The sequence below is a fragment of the Meiothermus sp. Pnk-1 genome, assembly GCF_003226535.1.
GTDB lineage: Bacteria > Deinococcota > Deinococci > Deinococcales > Thermaceae > Allomeiothermus.
In genome coordinates this window covers 396,968-414,432 of the sequence record NZ_QKOB01000001.1, presented here as the reverse complement: position 1 = coordinate 414,432, position 17,465 = coordinate 396,968, and the positions used below count along the sequence as shown (strand labels likewise).

The 17,465-nt window shown below is 65.0% G+C and carries 14 protein-coding genes and 1 pseudogene; 6 read left to right on the top strand and 9 right to left on the bottom strand.

Translation table 11 applies throughout. From position 1 onward, the window contains the following. The first annotated feature begins 2 nt into the window (after nt 1–2). From DNA98_RS02135 to DNA98_RS02125, 3 genes are read left to right on the top strand one after another with little or no spacing between them, the layout of a single operon-like run. Nucleotides 3–965, top strand: a complete 963-nt coding sequence (locus tag DNA98_RS02135) for an alpha/beta hydrolase-fold protein (RefSeq protein WP_110525112.1) — start codon at nt 3–5, stop codon at nt 963–965. 37 nt (nt 966–1,002) lie between these two features. After that, nucleotides 1,003–1,719: a hypothetical protein gene (locus DNA98_RS02130; protein ID WP_165363992.1), complete on the top strand. Its 717-nt coding sequence runs from the start codon at nt 1,003–1,005 to the stop codon at nt 1,717–1,719. Nucleotides 1,720–1,776: 57 nt separating this feature from the next. Then, on the top strand, nt 1,777–2,487 hold the full coding sequence (locus DNA98_RS02125) for a DUF475 domain-containing protein (RefSeq protein WP_110525110.1): 711 nt from the start codon (nt 1,777–1,779) through the stop codon (nt 2,485–2,487). Between the two features lie 226 nt (nt 2,488–2,713). Here DNA98_RS02125 and purN read toward each other — a convergent pair. The 5 genes and pseudogenes from purN to DNA98_RS02100 all read right to left on the bottom strand — a co-directional run. Continuing rightward, nucleotides 2,714–3,304, bottom strand: a pseudogene (gene purN, locus DNA98_RS02120) (phosphoribosylglycinamide formyltransferase); the annotation flags it as partial. Continuing rightward, nucleotides 3,301–4,194 carry an MBL fold metallo-hydrolase gene (locus DNA98_RS02115; protein WP_110525106.1) on the bottom strand — a complete coding sequence of 298 codons (894 nt, stop codon included), beginning with the start codon at nt 4,192–4,194 and terminating at the stop codon, nt 3,301–3,303. The gene DNA98_RS02115 and the pseudogene purN, both read right to left, overlap by 4 nt. A 22-nt stretch (nt 4,195–4,216) precedes the next feature. Next, entirely contained in the window at nt 4,217–4,960 is a 744-nt protein-coding gene (locus DNA98_RS02110; protein ID WP_110525104.1) for a fumarylacetoacetate hydrolase family protein, read from the bottom strand. Nucleotides 4,961–4,982: 22 nt separating this feature from the next. Further along, a complete protein-coding gene (locus tag DNA98_RS02105; protein ID WP_110525102.1) occupies nt 4,983–6,854 on the bottom strand; it encodes an ABC-F family ATP-binding cassette domain-containing protein in 1,872 nt (623 codons plus the stop codon). Nucleotides 6,855–6,871: 17 nt separating this feature from the next. Then, nucleotides 6,872–7,435 carry a glycerol-3-phosphate acyltransferase gene (locus DNA98_RS02100; protein WP_110525100.1) on the bottom strand — a complete coding sequence of 188 codons (564 nt, stop codon included), beginning with the start codon at nt 7,433–7,435 and terminating at the stop codon, nt 6,872–6,874. A 147-nt stretch (nt 7,436–7,582) separates the two neighbouring features. Here DNA98_RS02100 and DNA98_RS02095 point away from each other — a divergent pair, with 147 nt between their 5' ends. The 3 genes from DNA98_RS02095 (at nt 7,583) to DNA98_RS02085 (ending at nt 10,803) form a co-directional block, all read left to right on the top strand. Next, entirely contained in the window at nt 7,583–8,617 is a 1,035-nt protein-coding gene (locus DNA98_RS02095; RefSeq protein ID WP_110525407.1) for a LacI family DNA-binding transcriptional regulator, read from the top strand. 156 nt (nt 8,618–8,773) lie between these two features. After that, nucleotides 8,774–9,955, top strand: a complete 1,182-nt coding sequence (gene mqnE / locus DNA98_RS02090) for an aminofutalosine synthase MqnE (protein ID WP_110525098.1) — start codon at nt 8,774–8,776, stop codon at nt 9,953–9,955. Nucleotides 9,956–9,987: 32 nt separating this feature from the next. Further along, a complete protein-coding gene (locus DNA98_RS02085; protein ID WP_110525096.1) occupies nt 9,988–10,803 on the top strand; it encodes a menaquinone biosynthetic enzyme MqnA/MqnD family protein in 816 nt (271 codons plus the stop codon). A gap of 82 nt (nt 10,804–10,885) precedes the next feature. Here DNA98_RS02085 and DNA98_RS02080 read toward each other — a convergent pair whose 3' ends face one another. The 4 genes from DNA98_RS02080 to mutS form a co-directional block, all read right to left on the bottom strand. Beyond that, entirely contained in the window at nt 10,886–12,139 is a 1,254-nt protein-coding gene (locus DNA98_RS02080; RefSeq protein WP_110525094.1) for a S1C family serine protease, read from the bottom strand. Between the two features lie 100 nt (nt 12,140–12,239). Then, the gene (gene purU, locus DNA98_RS02075; protein WP_110525092.1) at nt 12,240–13,103 is read right to left on the bottom strand and encodes a formyltetrahydrofolate deformylase; all 864 of its coding nucleotides are present in this window, start codon (nt 13,101–13,103) and stop codon (nt 12,240–12,242) included. 29 nt (nt 13,104–13,132) lie between these two features. Then, on the bottom strand, nt 13,133–14,770 hold the full coding sequence (mutL, locus tag DNA98_RS02070) for a DNA mismatch repair endonuclease MutL (RefSeq protein WP_110525090.1): 1,638 nt from the start codon (nt 14,768–14,770) through the stop codon (nt 13,133–13,135). Nucleotides 14,771–14,914: 144 nt separating this feature from the next. After that, nucleotides 14,915–17,458, bottom strand: coding sequence for a DNA mismatch repair protein MutS (mutS, locus tag DNA98_RS02065; protein WP_110525087.1), 2,544 nt, complete (start codon nt 17,456–17,458; stop codon nt 14,915–14,917). Nucleotides 17,459–17,465 lie beyond the last annotated feature (7 nt).

The window sequence follows — 17,465 nt, the reverse complement described above, 5'->3', positions numbered from 1 at the left end:
CTATGGTCGAGGTTCAAGGCCGCTACGTGACCTTCATTCCCCCCGCCCAGGCCCGTTTTCTCATCGGCGACTTTACCGACTGGGACAAAAAACCCATACCGATCTCGAAGCCGATCACGCTCGAGTTCCCCGCTGGGGCCTACCTCGAGTACGCCTTCATGGATGCATCGGGGCAGCCCTTCCCCGACCCGGACAATGCCCATAAGGCGCAGAACCCTTGGTGGACGTACCCCCGAGCCATAGAGCTACCGGGTTTCCAATTCGAAGCCCCTCCCCTACCGCACGGCGAGGGCAAGGGGGTACACCGCCACCGGCTCGAGTCCAAGGTGTACCAAAGCCCCAGGCGTTACTACGTCTACGAACCCTCCCGCGCACCATCGGCCACCCTATATGTGCAGGACGGGGTAGCCTACTACCGCACGGCCCAGTTTGCCGATGTGGCCGAGGCTCTATGCCAGCGGGGCGAGATCCAGCCGGTGCGGATGGTATTTGTCGAGCCGGAAGACCGCGCCCGCGAGTACACCTTTGACGAACGCTACGAGAGGTTTTTGCTCGAGGAGATACTCCCTGCGGTGGAAGCCCAGTACGGCCCAACCCCCGAGCGAGCCCTGTGGGGCGCCTCGCTGGGGGGGCTGGTCTCGGCCTGGATCGCTTGGCGCAACCCCGACAAGTTCCAAAAAGTCGGTACCCAGTCGGCCTGCCTTACCGCCGAGCCGGGAAGTGAGAACCGCTACACCGCCCCCGAATGGCTTACTGGGCGGTACGCCCAATCCGAGCGCTTGCCGCTACGCTTTTATTGCGAAACCGGGCAGATCGAGTGGCTGTTGGCCCCAAACCGGCGCTTCGCGGCTATGCTGGCCGACAAGGGGTACCCCCACGCCTACCACGAGCGCAAGAGCGGACACAACTGGATGACCTGGCGGCAGGGGCTGGCTCCGGGGCTGCGCTTCTTGTTCGGATATTAGGCGACGAGGTCGCTTTTTTCTCGTATAGTGAGGCGCTATGGACTTGGCGGTGGCCATCCCTATCCTCCTCACCATCGTTGCGCTCGAGGCCTTGCTGTCTGCCGACAACGCCATGGTGCTGGCGGTGATCGTGCGACCTCTCCCCGTGCAGCAGCGGCCTCGGGCGATGTTCTGGGGTTTGATCGGAGCGCTTTTCCTGCGGGCGGTGGCCATCGCATTGGCGGTGTACCTGATCCGGCTGTGGTGGGTGGAGGTGCTGGGAGGGCTGTACCTGATGTACCTGACCCTCAACCATTTCCTCCGACTCAGGCCAAAGGCGGAGGAGGCCGGGCCAACTTCGGCACCCCTAGCGGCAGGGTTTTGGCCGGTGGTGCTGCAACTCAACCTGGTCAACCTGGCTTTTTCCATTGACTCGATCTTGGTAGTGGTGGCGGTGACCCGAGAGTACCTGTTGGTGGTAGGGGGGGCTTTCATCGGAATGGCCCTGATCTGGTTGGCCGCAAGCTGGCTGGTGCGGCTTTTGGACCGCTACCCGGCGATGGAGTCGGTGGCCTTTTTGCTGGTGGGCTGGGCTGGGCTCAAACTGGCCCTGGAGGGCTGGGACGGCTTTGTTGAGCAGATTGCCCACCACGGAGAGTGGGGGATTCACCTCAGTCAAGCTTTTTTCCTAGGGGTCACCGGGATCCTCTTTCTCCTAGGGAGCTTTTATGCTATCGGCAAGGGTGCCTCCGACCCCGAGAAGCCTTCAAAATAGGAAAGGACCAACACGGCGCCAAGCCTGTCTTTTGTCACCTCAAGGAGAGCCTTACCTGTGGAACTCACCGAAGCGATCTTAGCCATCTTGGTCATCGTGGCGCTCGAGGCCATCCTCTCCGTAGATAACGCTATGGTGCTGGCGGTGATGGTGCGGCCCCTGCCCGAGCAGCTGCGGCAGCGGGCTTTGCTGTATGGGCTGATCGGAGCCTATGGGCTGCGGGGGCTAGCGCTGTTGTTCGCCACGGTAATTATCCAGATCTGGTGGATCCAGCTCTTGGGTGGGCTTTACCTGATCTACCTGGCGTTCAACCACTTCCGCAAGCTCCCAAACCCCCAAGCGCCGCCCGATACCCCTGCAGCAGTCCAGGCCGCAGCAACGTCGTTTTGGCGCATTGTGGTGATGATCAACGTGATAGACCTGGCCTTCGCGGTGGACTCGGTGCTGGTAGTGATCGCTTTCAGCGAAAACTTCTGGGTGATCTTCACCGGAGTAGCGGTGGGCATCTTGCTCATCCGTCTGGCCGCCGGGTGGATGGTGCAGGTGATGGAGCGCTACCCCAGGCTCGAACAGGTGGCCTATGCGGTGGTAGGTTGGGCTGGGCTTAAGCTGAGCCTAGAGGGTTGGGATCACGGCAGCGAAGCCTGGCTGCAGCGCCCTGAGCTGGCGCTACACCTGCCGCAAGAGCTCTTTTTGGGCGTGACTCTGGCCATCTTGGTGTTGGGTGGTCTCTGGGCGCTGCGCTATGCGGCGCCGCCCAAGGGCTAGTGCACGGGGGAGTTTCGGAGCCTCAGGGTGTACGAAAAAGACGACTTACGTCGTACGCAATACGCAAAACGCCAGACGCTAAACGCGGGGGTTTTTTCCGTACACCTAGGGGACGATCCCCTATCGGGACGGAGCAAGCTCCGTGCACCTGGGGGACGACCCCTTCGTATGACGTATGACGTATGACGTATGACGTTTGACGTTTGACGTACGACGTAGGACCTTACGCCTGCCCCATCAGCACCCGCCACACGGCCTCCGGGTAGGCCCGGTGCTCCTCGGCTAGGATGCGGGCGGAGAGGGTTTCCTCGGTATCGTCAGGGAACACCGGAACCCGGCGCTGGAGGACGATCGGGCCGGTGTCCATCCCGGTGTCCACGAAGTGCACTGTACAGCCTGACTCCTGGACGCCGGCCTCGAGGGCCTGTTTTTGCGCACGTAGGCCAGGAAAATTCGGCAAGAGCGAGGGGTGGATGTTGAGGATCCGGCCCATCCAGGGTTCCACGAACGCTGGAGACAACAACCGCATGAAGCCCGCCAACAACACCAGATCCACGCGCCTTTCAGCCAGGAGGTGCAAGGCCGCCCGCTCGAACTGCTCCCGCCCACCTTTGGGCCAGGGGATGTGCACGGCTTCGACCCCGGCCCGCACCGCCTTTTCCAGCGCCTTCGCCTCGGCCTTGTCGGAGACCACCAGCACGATATGCCCCAAGGGGTTCTCGGGGGGGAAAGCCTCGAGCAAGGCCTCCAGGTTAGACCCCCGCCCCGAGGCGAAGACCGCGATCCGGGCTGGGCGACCTAAGGGAAAGCCGCTCATCGCAGCGCTTCGGGGTGATGCTTCTGCCAGTAGCGCGAAAGGCCCGCCACGCTCATCCAAGCCGGGTCGGCCTTCTCGTAATCGGCCAGGCCCTCCTCGTCGAGCCCGTAGCGCTCGAGGTCGCCCCCCAGCATCCGCTCGAAAAGGGGAACTATCTGCTCCTGACTAAGTCCCTGCCGCAGCTTGTCTTTGATCCACTCGGCGTACTCGAGCAGCTTGGCCTCGAGCCGGTCGAGGTGCTCCCACGCGTCGGTGTACTCGCCGAAGTGGGTGAGGTAGAGCCGAGCGGGGTTCAGGCCGCGGAGGCGGGCGATGGACTGCCGCCACCGCTCGACGTGGATATCCGGCGGTGGGCAGGGCGGCAGCACCGGTCCCTGCCCGATCCGCACACCCCCCACGTCCCCGGTGAACACCGCATCCCCCACCCGGTAGGCGAAGTGGTGAGGGGCATGGCCGGGGGTCTCGAGGGCTTGGATCTCGAGCGGGCCGAACTTTACCGTCTGGCCATCCTCGAGCACTACCACCTGCTCGGGCGCGATCGGTTCGGCCCGGCCCCACAAAGGCTCGGTCTGATCCCCGTAGATGCGGGTGGCGCTGGCCCAAAGCTTGCTGGGATCGATGAGGTGGGGGGCTCCTAGGGGGTGCACGTAGATCTTGGCCCCGTGCCGGGCGAAGTGCCATGCCGCCCCGGCGTGATCGAGGTGAATGTGGGTCACGAAGACCCGCCGCACCTCGGCGGGCTCATAACCGAGGCGGGCTAAGCCTTCTACCAGGCGGGGGTAGCAGGAATCCGGGCCGGTCTCTATGATCACCGGGCCGTCGGAGCCCTCGAGCACGTACGAAGCGATGGTGCGCGGCCTGCCGTAGCGCAGATCGATGAGCTGAACCATGACCGGATTCTACCCGTAAGCATCACACGATGCGGGTGTGTAGGGTTCCCACCCCCTCGATCGCCACCTCTACCCGGTCCCCCCGCTGCAGGGGTCCCACCCCTTCGGGGGTTCCGGTGATGAGCACGTCCCCGGGTTCCAGCGTCATGAACTCCGAGACATAGGCCAGCACCTTCGCCACCGGGAAGATCATCAGGCTGGTGTGGGCCTCCTGGCGCAGCTCCCCGTTGACGTAGGTGCGCAACACGGTATTTTGGGGATCCAGGTGGGTCTCGATCCAAGGTCCCAGGGGCAGAAACTTGTCGGCAGCCTTGGCCCGCACCCATTGCAAGTCGGTCTTTTGACGGTCCCGGGCGGTGAGATCGAGGGCGCAGGTATAGCCCAGCACACCCTCCAGGGCCTCGGCCTCGGAAACGTTTTTCATCCGCCGCCCGATGATCGCCGCTAGCTCGCCCTCATAGTGCAGGTTTTCGGTGAAGTGGGGGTAGGGCACCGCCTCGTCGGGGTCAGCCAGGGTATTGGGCCCTTTGAGAAAGATGCCCGGCTCCTTGGGCAGATCCCCAAAGTCGTTTCCCATCTCCCGGATGTGGTCGAGGTAGTTCCGCCCTACACAGACGATCTTGCTGGGGGTGGCAGGGGCCCGCAGGCGGACGCTTTGCAGTTCGAATTGCCGCCCGGTGGGGTTGCCCCCGGGCCCATCGGTCTCGATTACGTGCTCACCCTCGAGCACCCCCCAATTTCCCTGGTCAAAGCGCACGATCCGCATGGCCCGAGTATACCGAAGGCGGCTAGCCCTCTTCCAGCTCGAGGCTCAGCGCCTCCCAACGGGCGTATCGGGCCTCGAGTTCGGACTCGAGCCGGGTTTGCTCTTGGGCGATCTCGGCGTACTCCCGATGCCCCAGCCCCGGCGTGTTGGCCCGCAGGTGGAGGGCCTGGAGGCTGGCCTCGAGTTCGGCGATCACGGCCTCTAACCCCTCGCGTTCACGCTCCTTGTGCCAACGCCCTTTGACCTTTCTGGAACTATCCCGGCCCGGTTCAGGGGGCTTGGGCTTTGCGGGCTCGGTCGCCGGTCGCTCCAGGCGGGCCAGCAAAGCGCTGGGCGTGTCGGGGTAGTCGGTGAAAACCCCCTCCCGCAGATGCCAAGTGCGGCCCACCAGCCGGTCGAGGAAAAACAGATCGTGCGAGACCAGGATCAAGGTTCCCTCGTAACGCCCCAGGGCTTCTTCCAAAGCTTCCACGGTCTCGAGGTCGAGGTGGTTGGTGGGCTCGTCCAGCACCAGCAGGTTGGCCTCCTGCAAGGAGAGTGAAAGCAAGGCCAGCCGGGCTCGCTCCCCGCCGGAGAGGTGGGCGATTTTCTTGTACTGGGCTTCAAAGGGAAAGCGCCAGGCCCCCAGCGCAGCGTGGGCCTCTTCCCCCAACATCCGGTAGAGGGTTTCGTAGAGGGTGAGGTTGGGGTCGAAACCGGAGAGTTGCTGGTCGTAGTAGCCGACCTTGACCCCCACCCCGGTACGCACCCGCCCCGCCGGGTCATCCGAGGGGAGTAGGCCCAGCAGCACCTTGAGCAGGGTGGTCTTGCCCGCCCCGTTAGGGCCGATCAAGGCGATGCGCTCGCGGCGGCGGACCACCAGGCTCTCCAGGCGGAAGAGCCTCCGCCCGGCGAGGCTTTTCTCCAGACAGAGCGCCTCGAGCACCCGCTCCGGGCTCGGCAGGGAAGTAAAGCGCATCCCCAAGGCCTTGGTGTCGCGCTCGGGGGGCGCGGCCCGGGTCTCGAGGAACTTCTCGTAGCGCTTCTCCACCGCGAGCTTGCGCACGGCGTGCTTCTCGGAGGAGTGCGCCCAGGCTTTGGCCTGCTCGAGGATGGCCTTGAGCCTTTTCTCCTCGTCCAGCCAGGCTTGGTAGCGGCGCTGCTCCTCCTCGCGCTCGAGCTGGCGCTTTTGCCGGAAGGCCGAGTAGTTGCCCTCGTAAAGCCGCAGCTTGCCATCCTTGAGGAACGCTACTTTTTGGGCCAGCTTGTCGAGGAAGTGCCGATCGTGGGAGACCAGCACCAAGGCCCCGCCGTAGCCGCGTAGGTACTCGGCCAGCCACGCGCGCATCTCCAGGTCAAGGTGGTTGGTGGGTTCGTCCAAAAGCAGGGCATCGGCCCCAGAGAGCAAAACCGCCCCCAACGCCAGGCGGCGGGCTTCCCCGCCCGACAACACCCTGGCCTCCTCTTTCTCTCGCCCGGCGAAGTTCAACCCCTTCAGCACGGCTTCGTAGCGCGAGCGGCGGGTATACCCTCCCAAGGCCTCGAAGCGGGCGTGGAGTTCCTCCCAGCGGTGGTAGGTTTCCGGATCGGCCAAACCCTGCTCGAGCGCGGCCAGTTCTCTCTCGAGCCACTCTAGCCGCGCGAAGCCAGATTTGAGCACGGCGGCGATGGTCACCCCTGGTCCATACTGAGGGTCTTGCGGAAGCAGCGCCAGATAGGCGTCCTGAACACGGTGAATACGGCCCGCGCTGGGCTCGAGTTCCCCCGCAAAGAGCCGGAGCAAGGTGGTCTTCCCTGCCCCGTTGGCCCCCACCAAAGCCACCCGTTCGCCCAGGCGAAGCTCGAGCGAGGCTTTATCTAGCAGGTCACGCCCACCCAGGTGGTATTCGAGGTTTTCCGCGTAGAGTACCCGCACAAACAGTAGTGTACCCGCTATCCGGAGCGCGCCATGCGCAATCCCCGCACCCCCACCAACACGCTAATGGCCAAGAGGGTCCAAAAGCTGGGCTGAGGCCACAAGGCGAATAAACCAAAGACATAGCCCACCCCTGCCCCTACCGGAATCGGGTACCAGCTACCGCGGTGCTTGCGCCAGTAAAGCCGCCAGTAGATCCCCGCCACCGCCAACCCGAGGGTGATGGCCAGCGCGGTCAAGCCAGGGTGAAGCCACAGGAAAAACCCCACGGTGGGGGCGATCCCGCCGCCGCCGCGAAAACGAAAGTAAAGCGGCCAGAGGTGCCCTGCCACTAGCGCTGCTCCCATCAGCCCTGGGGTCCAGGGACTGGAGGCGAAATGGGTTAGGTAGCCGGCCCCGACCCCCTTGGCGATGTCGGCCAGGGCAACAGAAAATCCCCAGATAGGCCCCAACTGGCGGAATGTCCCTGAAGCCCCGGGTGTGTCGCGCTCGGCCAGGTCGATGCCGCGCAATCTCCCCGCGATGATTCCAAACACCAGCGAGCCAATTAGATACGCCCCTAGCACCAGCAAGCAGTCCAAGGCCTTTCTCCCTATAAAGATTTTAGCCTCAAAAAACCATGCCCCCAATAGGCTGCGGCCTAGGGTAAAATCGTTGGAAGGTCCAAGGCGTTGTGCAACCCGAGGGTCCTGCTGAGCGTATATCCCTGTGAGAGGGCGGAGGTCAAGGTGGTACGTAAACGCAAGCCCACCATTCACGAGGTGGCCCGTATGGCCGAAGTGGGCATCGGCACGGTGAGCCGGGTGCTTAACAACCATCCCTCGGTGCGGGAAGAGACCCGCTCGAGGGTGCTGGCGGCGATGGAAAACCTGGGCTATAGCCCCAACCCCCACGCCCGGCGGGTAGCGGGGGGCAAGAGCTATACGGTCTCGATCATGCTGCCCTTCGTGGCCACCGAGTTCTACACCCGGCTTTTGGAAGGCATCGAGGGGGTGCTTTTGGAGGAGCGCTACGACGTGGCGGTTTTCCCGCTGCTCTCGCAAAGCCGGCTCGAGCGCTACCTCAAAAGCCACACCCTGGCCTATCAGACCGACGGGCTGATCATGGCCTCGTTCGACCTCTCGGAGTTGTATCCGGGCGGCCAGCTCCCCACCGACCGTCCGGTGGTGCTGGTGGACGCCAAAAGCCCTCGCTATGACTCGGTGTATATGGACAACCGGCTGGGGGGTCGCCTGGCAGCGGAGTACCTGGCGCGCTTCCCCGGAGGGCTTTACGCCATCAAGGTCGAGGAGGAGATCGACCTGGCCCTCTCCCAGACGGTATTCGCCGAGCGGCTCGAGGGGTTTTGCGCCGCCGCCGCCGAGGCCGGGCGGCCCTTGAGGCGTGAGCAGGTGTTCAAGACGCGCTTTTCCGCCGAGGGAGGCCGGTTGGCCTTGCAGCACTTCATGGCCCAGGCCGAGCCACCTTACAACATCTTCGCCGGGGCGGACCTGATCGCGTTGGGGGTGCTCGAGGAGGCCGAAGCCCACAGCCTGCGCATCGGCCAGGAGGTGCGGGTGCTGGGCTTCGACGGGCAGCCCTGGACCGCCACCCGGGGGCTCTCGAGCCTCACCCAGCCGGTGGAAGCGATGGGCGCCCAGGCGGCCCGGATGCTGATGGAGCGCATCCACGGCTACCGGGGTACGCCCAGGGCCGTCCGCTTCGAGCCAACGCTGCTCGAGCGGGCCTCAACCGGCCTTCCCACCCCGGCCTATATTCCATAAAACTACCATTGGCGCTCTAGATGTCCGCTAGGAGAGGATGATCCTTCGTTTAGTTTTTGCATGTGCACCGGTACCCAAGCGCTTTAGGATCCCCTGCGGTTGTTCCTGTAACCCAAGTTCCAAGCCTCACATGAGGCAGGTGTTAGGATTGGGCTGATGAAATGGGTTCGCGATCCCGCCCTGCTGCCCATCGTAGAAAAGGTCGAGGCCGGAGAGCGGCTCTCCTTCGACGAGGGCATGGTGCTCTACCGCACCCCGGATATCCCTAGCCTGATGCGCCTGGCGAACCTGGTGCGCGAGCGTAAACACGGCCAGGACACCTACTTCGTGCACTCCTTGCGCTTTTCGCAGACCAACATCTGTTACGTGGGCTGCACCTTCTGCGCCTTCCAGCGCCGCTTCGGTGAGGAAGGGGCCTGGGACTGGGAGGTGGACGAGGCCATCGAGTGGGTGCGGAGCAAGTACCAGCCCGGCCTCACCGAGATCCATATCTCCTCCGGCCACCACCCCAAGAAGCCCTTTAGCTATTACCTGGAGCTGGTCGCGGCGCTCAAGAAGAACTTCCCCGGCGTTCAGGTCAAAGCCTGGACCGCCGCGGAGATCCACCACTTCAGCAAAATCGCCAAGATGGGTTACCGGGAGGTGCTCACCGCGCTCAAAGAGGCGGGGCTGGATGCGATGCCGGGGGGTGGGGCGGAGATCTTCGCCGAGCGGGTACGCCGGCAGATCGCCCGGGCCAAGGTGAGGGCGGAAGGCTGGCTCGAGGTACACCGCATCGCCCACGAACTGGGTATCCCCACCAACGCCACCATGCTCTACGGGCACATCGAGACCCTGGAGGAGCGCCTCGACCACATGACCCGCCTGCGCGAGTTGCAGGATGAGTCGCTGGCCAAAGGGGCTAAGGGCTTCATGAGCTTTATCCCGCTGGCTTTTCAGCCCGACGGCAACCGCCTCGCGGATCAGCTCGGCAAACACGAGTTCACCACCGGCCTCGACGACCTGCGCAACCTGGCCGTGGCCCGCGTCTACCTCGACAACATCCCCCACATCAAGGGCTACTGGGCCACCCTGACCCCCGAGGTGAGCCAAGTCTCGCTAGACTGGGGCGTGACCGACGTGGACGGCACCCTGATCGAAGAGCGCATCGTCCACGCGGCGGGAAGCCCGACCCCGCAGGGCCTCACCAAAGAGGCGCTAGCGGCTTTCATCCAGGCGGCGGGCCGTACCCCTATCGAGCGCGACGCGGTCTACAACGTGGTCAAGGTCTGGGCCCCACCCGCTCCGCTCATGTCCCATCAACGGGCGATGCTCTCGCGGCCCTCCAGCCGGGGTTAAATGTCCTCCCTGGAAAGAAAAGGGGGTGTAAGATGAATTACGTCCTGGGGGTCCCCCGCTACGCCAACACCGCCCCGCTGTACCACTTCTTGCAGGAGGGGGAAGGGCTGCGGTTTCGCTACGGCGTGCCCACCGAGCTGAACCAATGGCTGCTCGAGGGCAGCGTTGACCTCTCCTTGGTCTCGTCGTACTTCTATCTGGCCAACGCCCACCGGCTCAAACCCTTGCCGGATTTCTCCATCGCCGACCTGGGGCCGGTGTACTCGGTGAATCTGTTCCACAAGGTTCCCTGGGGCCAGCTCAAGCGGATCGCGCTGACCACCGAGAGCGCGACCTCGGTGGAGCTGCTGCGATGGCTGCTCGAGGCAGAAGGAATACGCCCCGAGTACACCCCACAAGCGGGGGGGCTCGAGCTTCTAGACGACTACGACGGGGTGCTCCTGATCGGGGACCGGGCGATTCAAACTTACGCCGGACTACTTCCTGCCCTGCCCGAGTCAGTACACCGAGTTCCCTGGCAGGTGGGTGGGGTGCAGGTCACGGACCTTTCCATGAAGTGGTACCAGCGTACCCGGTTGCCCTTCGTATTCGCCGTCTGGGCCACCCGCAAGGATGAACCCCCGCCCCCGGCGGTGGTGCGCAAGCTGCGGGCCGCCCGGCAGAAGGGGCTGGGTAATCTGGAGACCGTTTCGCAGGCCGAGGCCCGACGGCTCGGCGTTCCCCAGCCTTTGATGCAGCACTATTTGTGGAATTTCCGCTACCAGCTCGAGGCCCCCGACCGCCTGGGGCTGCAAGCCTTTGCGCAGGCTGTCGGCCTAGCCTACCCGGACGATTACTGGGACATCTAAGCCCATAACGCGGTGGGTCATCCCCTACCGGTAGAGAAGCGAGAAGGGCAGCCCAAGGGCTGCCCTTCGACCACCATCCGCCTCAACGCTGTTGGACCTGAGGGGTGACTTGAAGGGTGATCTCCTTGCCCTCCCGCCAGAGCTTCAGGGTCACCGGCTGACCAAGCTTGGAGTTGAGCACCGCCCGCAGGTCAAAGATGTCCTGGATCGGCTGGCCGTCAGCTTCGATGATCACGTCCCCGTTGATGCCTAGGTCTATGGTCTCCCCGGTTTGCAACTGCAAGGTGACGCTGCGGGTCGCCGCCCGCAGGCCGGCCTTGGCGGCTGGGCTGTTCGGCTCTACGCTCATGACCATCAAGCCCTGCTCCGGCAGGCGGTTACGCTGGATGATGCTGTCGGGGTAGTCGCTCAGCGTGGCCACCGTGACCCCCAGGCGCGGCTGGCGACGGGAGATCTCGGCAGCGGTAAGCTTTTTCCCCGCCTTCAGATCAGGGAGGTACTGCTTGGCCAAGTTGATGGGGATAGCGAAACCAACCCCGGCGAACTGCCCCTCGCCGGTAACCGCCCCGGAAGGGCTCAGGATGGCGGTGTTGATCCCGATGACCTCACCCCTCGAGTTGAGCAGCGGCCCCCCTGAGTTGCCAGGGTTGATGGCGGCGTCGGTCTGGATGATGGTGGGCACCAAGCCCGAGGAGTCGCCTACCGCCCCGGCCACCGCACCGCGGTTCTGCCGTACCGCCGATACCACCCCTTCGGTCACGGTGAACTCTAGGCCGAAAGGGTTGCCCATGGCGATGGCCTTTTGTCCTACGCGTACCTGATCGGAGTTGCCCAGGACGAGCGGGACCAGGCGTTGCGGCGGCACGCCCTGCACCCGGATCAGGGCCAAATCCAGCGGTTCAGCGGTACCGACCACGGTGGCCTTGTACTGCTTGGGGTCGTTGTGGAAGCGAACCGTGATCTGGGTGTTGCTGCCTTGAACGACATGGAAGTTCGTGAGGATATACCCTTCCTTGTCGATGACGAAACCCGAACCCAGACCCTCCCGCGGTTGAGGCTGACCGAAGAAAAAGTCAAAGCCGGGAAAGGGAGAGCGTTGCGCTTGGGTCTGCGGAACCGAGCGCACCGCCACATACACCACCCCGTCCCCAAAACGCTGCACCAAATCCACGGTGTTGCGCTCGTTCTCGAGCAGGGCGCGTTGGTCCTGGGCTGTCTGGGTCTGCGCCTGAACCTGAGGGGTCTCGGTCTGGCTGCTGCTGATCCCCCACCACAGCACCCCGCCCGAAAGGGCGGCTACCGCGATCACAGCTACCGAGGATGCTTTTAGCGACATCTCTAACCTCCTAGCCTTCAGTCTGAGAGTTTGGAGTTAACCCCGCATGAAGGGGCTAACAAAAGCTTAGGGCCGGTCTGTGGAGTTCTCATGAAGGCCCTTAGCTGAAGACCACCGTTTTGTTCCCGTGAACGATGATGCGCTCTTCCAGGTGCCAGCGCACCGCGCGGGCCAGAACCTGGCGCTCGAGGTCCCTCCCTAAGGCCACCAAATCCTCGACCGAGTGGCGGTGTGAAACCCGCACCACATCCTGTTCGATAATCGGCCCCTGATCCAGTTCGTCGGTCACGTAGTGGGCGGTAGCCCCGATGAGTTTGACCCCCCGCTCGTAGGCCTGACGGTAGGGAGAAGCCCCCACGAAGGCCGGAAGAAAGGAGTGGTGGATGTTGATGATCCGGTTGGGGTAGCGGGCGACGAAGCCAGGAGAGAGGATCTGCATGTAGCGGGCCAGCACTATCAGATCGGCCTGGCCCTCGAGCAGGTCCAGAATTCTCGCCTCCGCCTGCGCCTTGTCCTCCTTGCTCACGGGAACGTAATGGTAGGGCAGGCCAAAGGCTTCCACCGCCGGCCTGAGGTCAGGATGGTTGGAGATGACCATGCTGACCTCAGCGGGCAGCTCGCCCCGGCTCCAGCGCCACAGCACCTCCAGCAGGGCATGATCGTACTTGGAGACCAAAAGGGCCATCTTCTTGCGCTCGGCGGCGTAGGCGAATCGCCACGCCATCGCAAAGCGCTCGGCCACGGTCTCGGCAAAAGCCCGCTCGAGCACCCCGCGCGAGACGTCAAGGTGGGGGGTCTGGAATTCGAGGCGCATAAAGAACGTGCCTCCCTCGGGGTCGGTAGAGTGCTGCTGCAGATCGGTGATGTTGGCCCCGTGGTTGAAGAGGAAGGCCGACACCGCCGCCACAATGCCGGGGCGGTCGGGGCAGGTGATGAGGAGTCGGGCTAGGGTATCGTAGCTCATTCCTCCAAGCCTAGCATTTAAGCGCCCCCCTAATCGCCCCTGTGGGCGGGATCGCCTAGCCGGGCTAGCGCCCGAGCACTCCGCCGCCCAAAGCGCCGGGCCAGCTCGAGCTCGCTCAGGACCAGGGCGGTAGGCCGTCCATGAGGGCAGACCCAAGGCAGCTCACAAGCGGCCAGGCTGTCCAGAAGGGCCTGGGCTGAGGCCTGGGAGAGGGAGTGCCCGGCCTTGATCGCGGGCAAGCAGGCCAGCCGGGCCAGCACAGCGCGCCAAGCTTCGCCGAACCCGCCGCCCCCCAGAGCCCCTCTGACCACCTCAGCCACCAGGCCGGGATAGCCCGCCAGAAAGGCCGGAACGGCGCGCACCCGATAACGCCCAGGGCCGAAGGGCTCGAGGATCAGTCCCGCCCGCTCGAGCTCGCTCGAGCGCTCGAGGTAGCTCACCTCCTCGTCCGGGCTCAAGGTGAGCAGCTCGGGGTGGGCGAGTTCGACGGGGGCCTCCTCGCGGTAGCGCTGCGAGAGCTCCTCGTAGATCACCCGCTCGTGGGCGGCGTGCTGGTCCACCACATATAGCCGGTCGTCGGCCTCGGCCAAGAGATACAGCTCGCGAAAGACCCCTAGGTAGCGAAGCTTCGGGAAAGCGCCCGAAGCCGGGGCCGGGCCCAGGAGGGGGCGGGGCTCGGGGAGGGCCCGGGCTAGCGGGTGGGACGCCAGCAAGCCCTGTACGGCTCGAGCCATAACCTCGAGCACCGGCTCCGGGCGCAACAGCCGGGGGCGGGACTTGTCCGGGGCGGTGTTAACCAGCACCTCCTCGGGCGGAAGCTCCAGGTTCACGACGCCCACCGGGTACTGCCCCGCCGGAAGGAGTTCGCGGTACGCCTCCAGAAGGGCTCTGGCAAGCGCCTCCGGCCACTCTACGGGCCGTCCATTGATGGCCAGGAAGAGCCGGTCCCGCCGGGGGCGCGAGAGCTCGGGGCGAGAGAGCAGCCCCGAGAGCTGGTAGGGGGGCTGGGTGAACTCCAGGCGGAGCAAGCGGTTGGCGGTCACGCTGCCCCACACCAGCCGGGCCGCCTCGGCAAAGCCCCCGCCCGCATAGGCAAGCCTCTCTTCTCCGTCCACGATGAGCTTGAGCCAAAGCCCGGGATGGTGAAGCAGGTAGCGGGAGAGAAGATGAGTTACCTTGCGGGCCTCCTGAGCAGGGGCCTCGAGGCTTTGCCGCCGCGCCGGAAGGTGTTCGAATAGGCCCCTCACCTCCACCCGCGTTCCCGCCGGGGCGGGGTGTTCGCAAAGGGAAAGCTGCTCGCCAAACGCCTCCAGGGTCGCCCCACCGAGTTGACCCGAGGGTCTGGAGGTAATCTTGAGCCGACCGGCCTGGCGAATCGCATACAGCCCCTCGCCACGAAAACCCAGGGTGGCGATGCGGGCCAAGTCGAAGAGTTTGCTGCTGGCGTGGGCTTCCACGGCTAGGGACAGCTCGTCTTTGGGGATGCCCGCGCCGTTGTCAAGGAGGGCGATGCGGGAGAGGCCGCCCTCCTCGAGCTCGACCTGGATCCGGGTAGCCCCGGCGTCCAAGGCGTTCTCCAGCAGCTCCCGTACCACGTCGGCGACCCCGGTGACCACTTCACCGGCGGCGATCTCGCGCACGAGTTCGGGGGGCAACTTGCGAATCATGGCCGCTTCGAGTCCTTGGGCGAGAGCCAAAACACCAAGGGCAGAGCGAGCACGCACGCCCCATAGAAGGCCCAGCAGCACAGGGCCAGAATCGGCGGGCGTTCGGGCTCAGTTGCGTGAAGTCTCCCCCAGTCCATGTGGCCCTTAGTCCGCGGCTTCCCAGACCGCCAGCGGGCGCAGCCTCTCCCGCAGTTGCTGGAGCTTGAGCAAAGCCTCCAGGGGGGTGAGGCGGGTGAGGTCGAGGGCCAGCAATTCCTCGACCAGGGCCTGGCCCAGGTCGTCGCGGCGGGCCTCGAGCCCCACCAAGAGTTGCCCAGCCCGCCTCAAAACCTCGGCCGGCAACCCGGCCAGGCGGGCCACCTCGAGGCCATAGCTCTTGGAGGCCGCCCCCGGCAGCACCTGGTGGTAGAAGGTGAGCCCTCCGGCCTCCTCACGCGCCGCCACGTGATAGTTGCGGGCCGCGGGGAGGGTATCGGGGAGGGCGGTGAGTTCAAAGTAATGGGTGGCGAAGAGGGTCAGGGCCTTCACGTTGTCGTGCAGGTACTCGCTGGCCGCCCAGGCCAGGCTGAGCCCGTCGTAGGTGCTGGTGCCCCGCCCGATCTCATCGAGCAGCACCAGGCTCCTGGCGGTGGCCCCTTGGAGGATCTGGGCGAGCTCTTCCATCTCCACCATGAAGGTGCTGCGTCCTCCGGCGATGTCGTCGGCAGCCCCGATGCGGGTGTAGATGCGGTCGAATAGGGGTAGGATGGCCTCCTCGGCCGGCACAAAAGAGCCGATCTGGCCCAAGAGAGCAATGAGCGCGGTCTGGCGCAGGTAGGTAGACTTACCGCTCATGTTGGGGCCGGTGAGGATCAGCAGCCGAGCCTCGGGACCCATCTCAAGGTCGTTGGCGATAAAGCCCCCCTCCAACTGCTGCTCCACCACCGGATGCCGCCCCGCGCGGATGGAAAGGCGGTTGGGATGGAAGCGGGGCCGAACATAGCCACGGCACGCCGCCACCTCGGCCAGCGCCGCATACACATCCAGTTCGGCCAACACCAAAGCGGCTTCGCGAACCTCCTCCGCCTGACGGCTCACCTCCAGCCGAAGTTCCTGGAAGACCTCGTATTCGCGTTTGCGCGCGGCCTCCTCGGCCAGCAAGATCTCCCGCTCCTTTTCGCGCAGGTCAGGCCGGGTATAGCGCTGGCGGTCCTTGAGGGTGGCGACGATGCGCCAATCCGGGGGCACCTGAGCATAGTAGGGGCGGGTGACCTCGAGGTAGTAGCCGAATACCTGGTTGTAGCCCACCTTGAGGCTTTGGATGCCAGTGCGCTCACGCTCGGTAGCCTCGAGCCTGGCGATCCAAGCCCGAGCCGCCTCGGCCCGCTCCCGGTGCGCATCCAGGGTGGCATCGAAGCCGTCCTTGATCAACCCCCCCTCGGTCAGCTTGAGCGGGGGCTCCTCGACCAGGGCAGTGCTGATGCGCTCCGCCACCTCATCCAACCGCGGCAGGCGTTCTCCCAGCCCCCGCAGGGCCTCGGAGGCCAGCAGCTGGCTTTTTAGCTCGGGCAAAAGCCCCAGGCTACGGGCCAGAGCGGCCAGATCGCGGGCGCTGGAGCGGCCTGCGGCCATCCTGGCCGCAAGGCGCTCGAGGTCGTGGATGCGGTATAGCAGCCGCCGCACCCCCTCGCGCAGCACGCCGTCGCGCACCAGGGCCTCCACCGCGTCGAGTCGGGCCTGGATGGGGCCTTCGTCGAGGAGGGGTTGGCGCAGCCAGGCCCGCAGAAGCCTGCGCCCCGGCGCGGTACGGGTTAGGCCCAGCACCCCCATCAGGGTGCGCTCCTCGGCTGGCACGGCCGAGCCGACCGGGCTGGGATCATAGACCTCGAGGGTGCGCAAGGTGGCCTCGGAGAGCTGCATATAGCTGCCGGGGTCATAGCGCACGAACGAGCGCACCTGGGGCAAGGCTCCATCCTGGGTGGCGCGGGCATAGGCCAGCACCGCCCCAGCCGCGCGCTCCAGGGCCAGGTGGTTAAGCCCAGGGGGGATGGCCCCAAACTGCTGTACCAAAGCGGAACGCGCCACGTCCGGCTCGAATCCCGCCGAGGAGAGCATCAGGGGGAAGCGGCGCTGGAACTCCTCACGAAACGCGGTGTGGGTGTAGAGCTCCGGGGCCAGCAACACCTCGGCGGGGCGGTTGCGGAAAAGTTCATCGTACAGGGCGCTCTTGCTATAGAGCACCACCCCGCGAAACTCGCCCGTGGATACCTCTAAAAACACCACCCCGTACCCCTCTCCGGTGGCGATGGCGGCCAGGTAGTTGGCGTCGGGGCGGAGCAGGTTTTCCCGGGTGAGGGTGCCGGGGGTAAGGAGCTGAGTGACCTCGCGCTTGACCAACCCCTCGGCGGCTTCTACCGGCTCGGTCTGCTCAGCCAGCGCGACCCGAAATCCCAGCTTGAGCAAGCGCTCGAGGTGGCCGTCGGCGGAGCGGATGGGGATGCCCGCCATAGGGGTGGTGAAGTCCTTGCTGGTCTTGTGGGTAAGGGCGATGCCTAAGGCACGGGAAAGCCGCTCGGCGTCCTCGCCGAAGGCCTCATAAAAGTCACCGACCTGAAACAGCAAGAGGTAGTCTGGGTAGGCGTCTCGCAGCTCAACATACTGCTGGAGCAACGGCGGCAACGGACCGCTGCCTTGGCCCTTGAGGGTCATAGGGCCA

Coding starts and splice junctions, on each gene's coding strand:
- DNA98_RS02135 (WP_110525112.1), top strand. CDS start 3: ATGGTCGAGGTTCAAGGCCGCTACGTGACCTTCATTCCCCCCGCCCAG.
- DNA98_RS02130 (WP_165363992.1), top strand. CDS start 1,003: ATGGACTTGGCGGTGGCCATCCCTATCCTCCTCACCATCGTTGCGCTC.
- DNA98_RS02115 (WP_110525106.1), bottom strand. CDS start 4,194: ATGGTTCAGCTCATCGATCTGCGCTACGGCAGGCCGCGCACCATCGCT.
- DNA98_RS02110 (WP_110525104.1), bottom strand. CDS start 4,960: ATGCGGATCGTGCGCTTTGACCAGGGAAATTGGGGGGTGCTCGAGGGT.
- mqnE (WP_110525098.1), top strand. CDS start 8,774: ATGAAATGGGTTCGCGATCCCGCCCTGCTGCCCATCGTAGAAAAGGTC.
- DNA98_RS02085 (WP_110525096.1), top strand. CDS start 9,988: ATGAATTACGTCCTGGGGGTCCCCCGCTACGCCAACACCGCCCCGCTG.
- DNA98_RS02080 (WP_110525094.1), bottom strand. CDS start 12,139: ATGTCGCTAAAAGCATCCTCGGTAGCTGTGATCGCGGTAGCCGCCCTT.
- purU (WP_110525092.1), bottom strand. CDS start 13,103: ATGAGCTACGATACCCTAGCCCGACTCCTCATCACCTGCCCCGACCGC.
- mutL (WP_110525090.1), bottom strand. CDS start 14,770: ATGATTCGCAAGTTGCCCCCCGAACTCGTGCGCGAGATCGCCGCCGGT.
- mutS (WP_110525087.1), bottom strand. CDS start 17,458: ATGACCCTCAAGGGCCAAGGCAGCGGTCCGTTGCCGCCGTTGCTCCAG.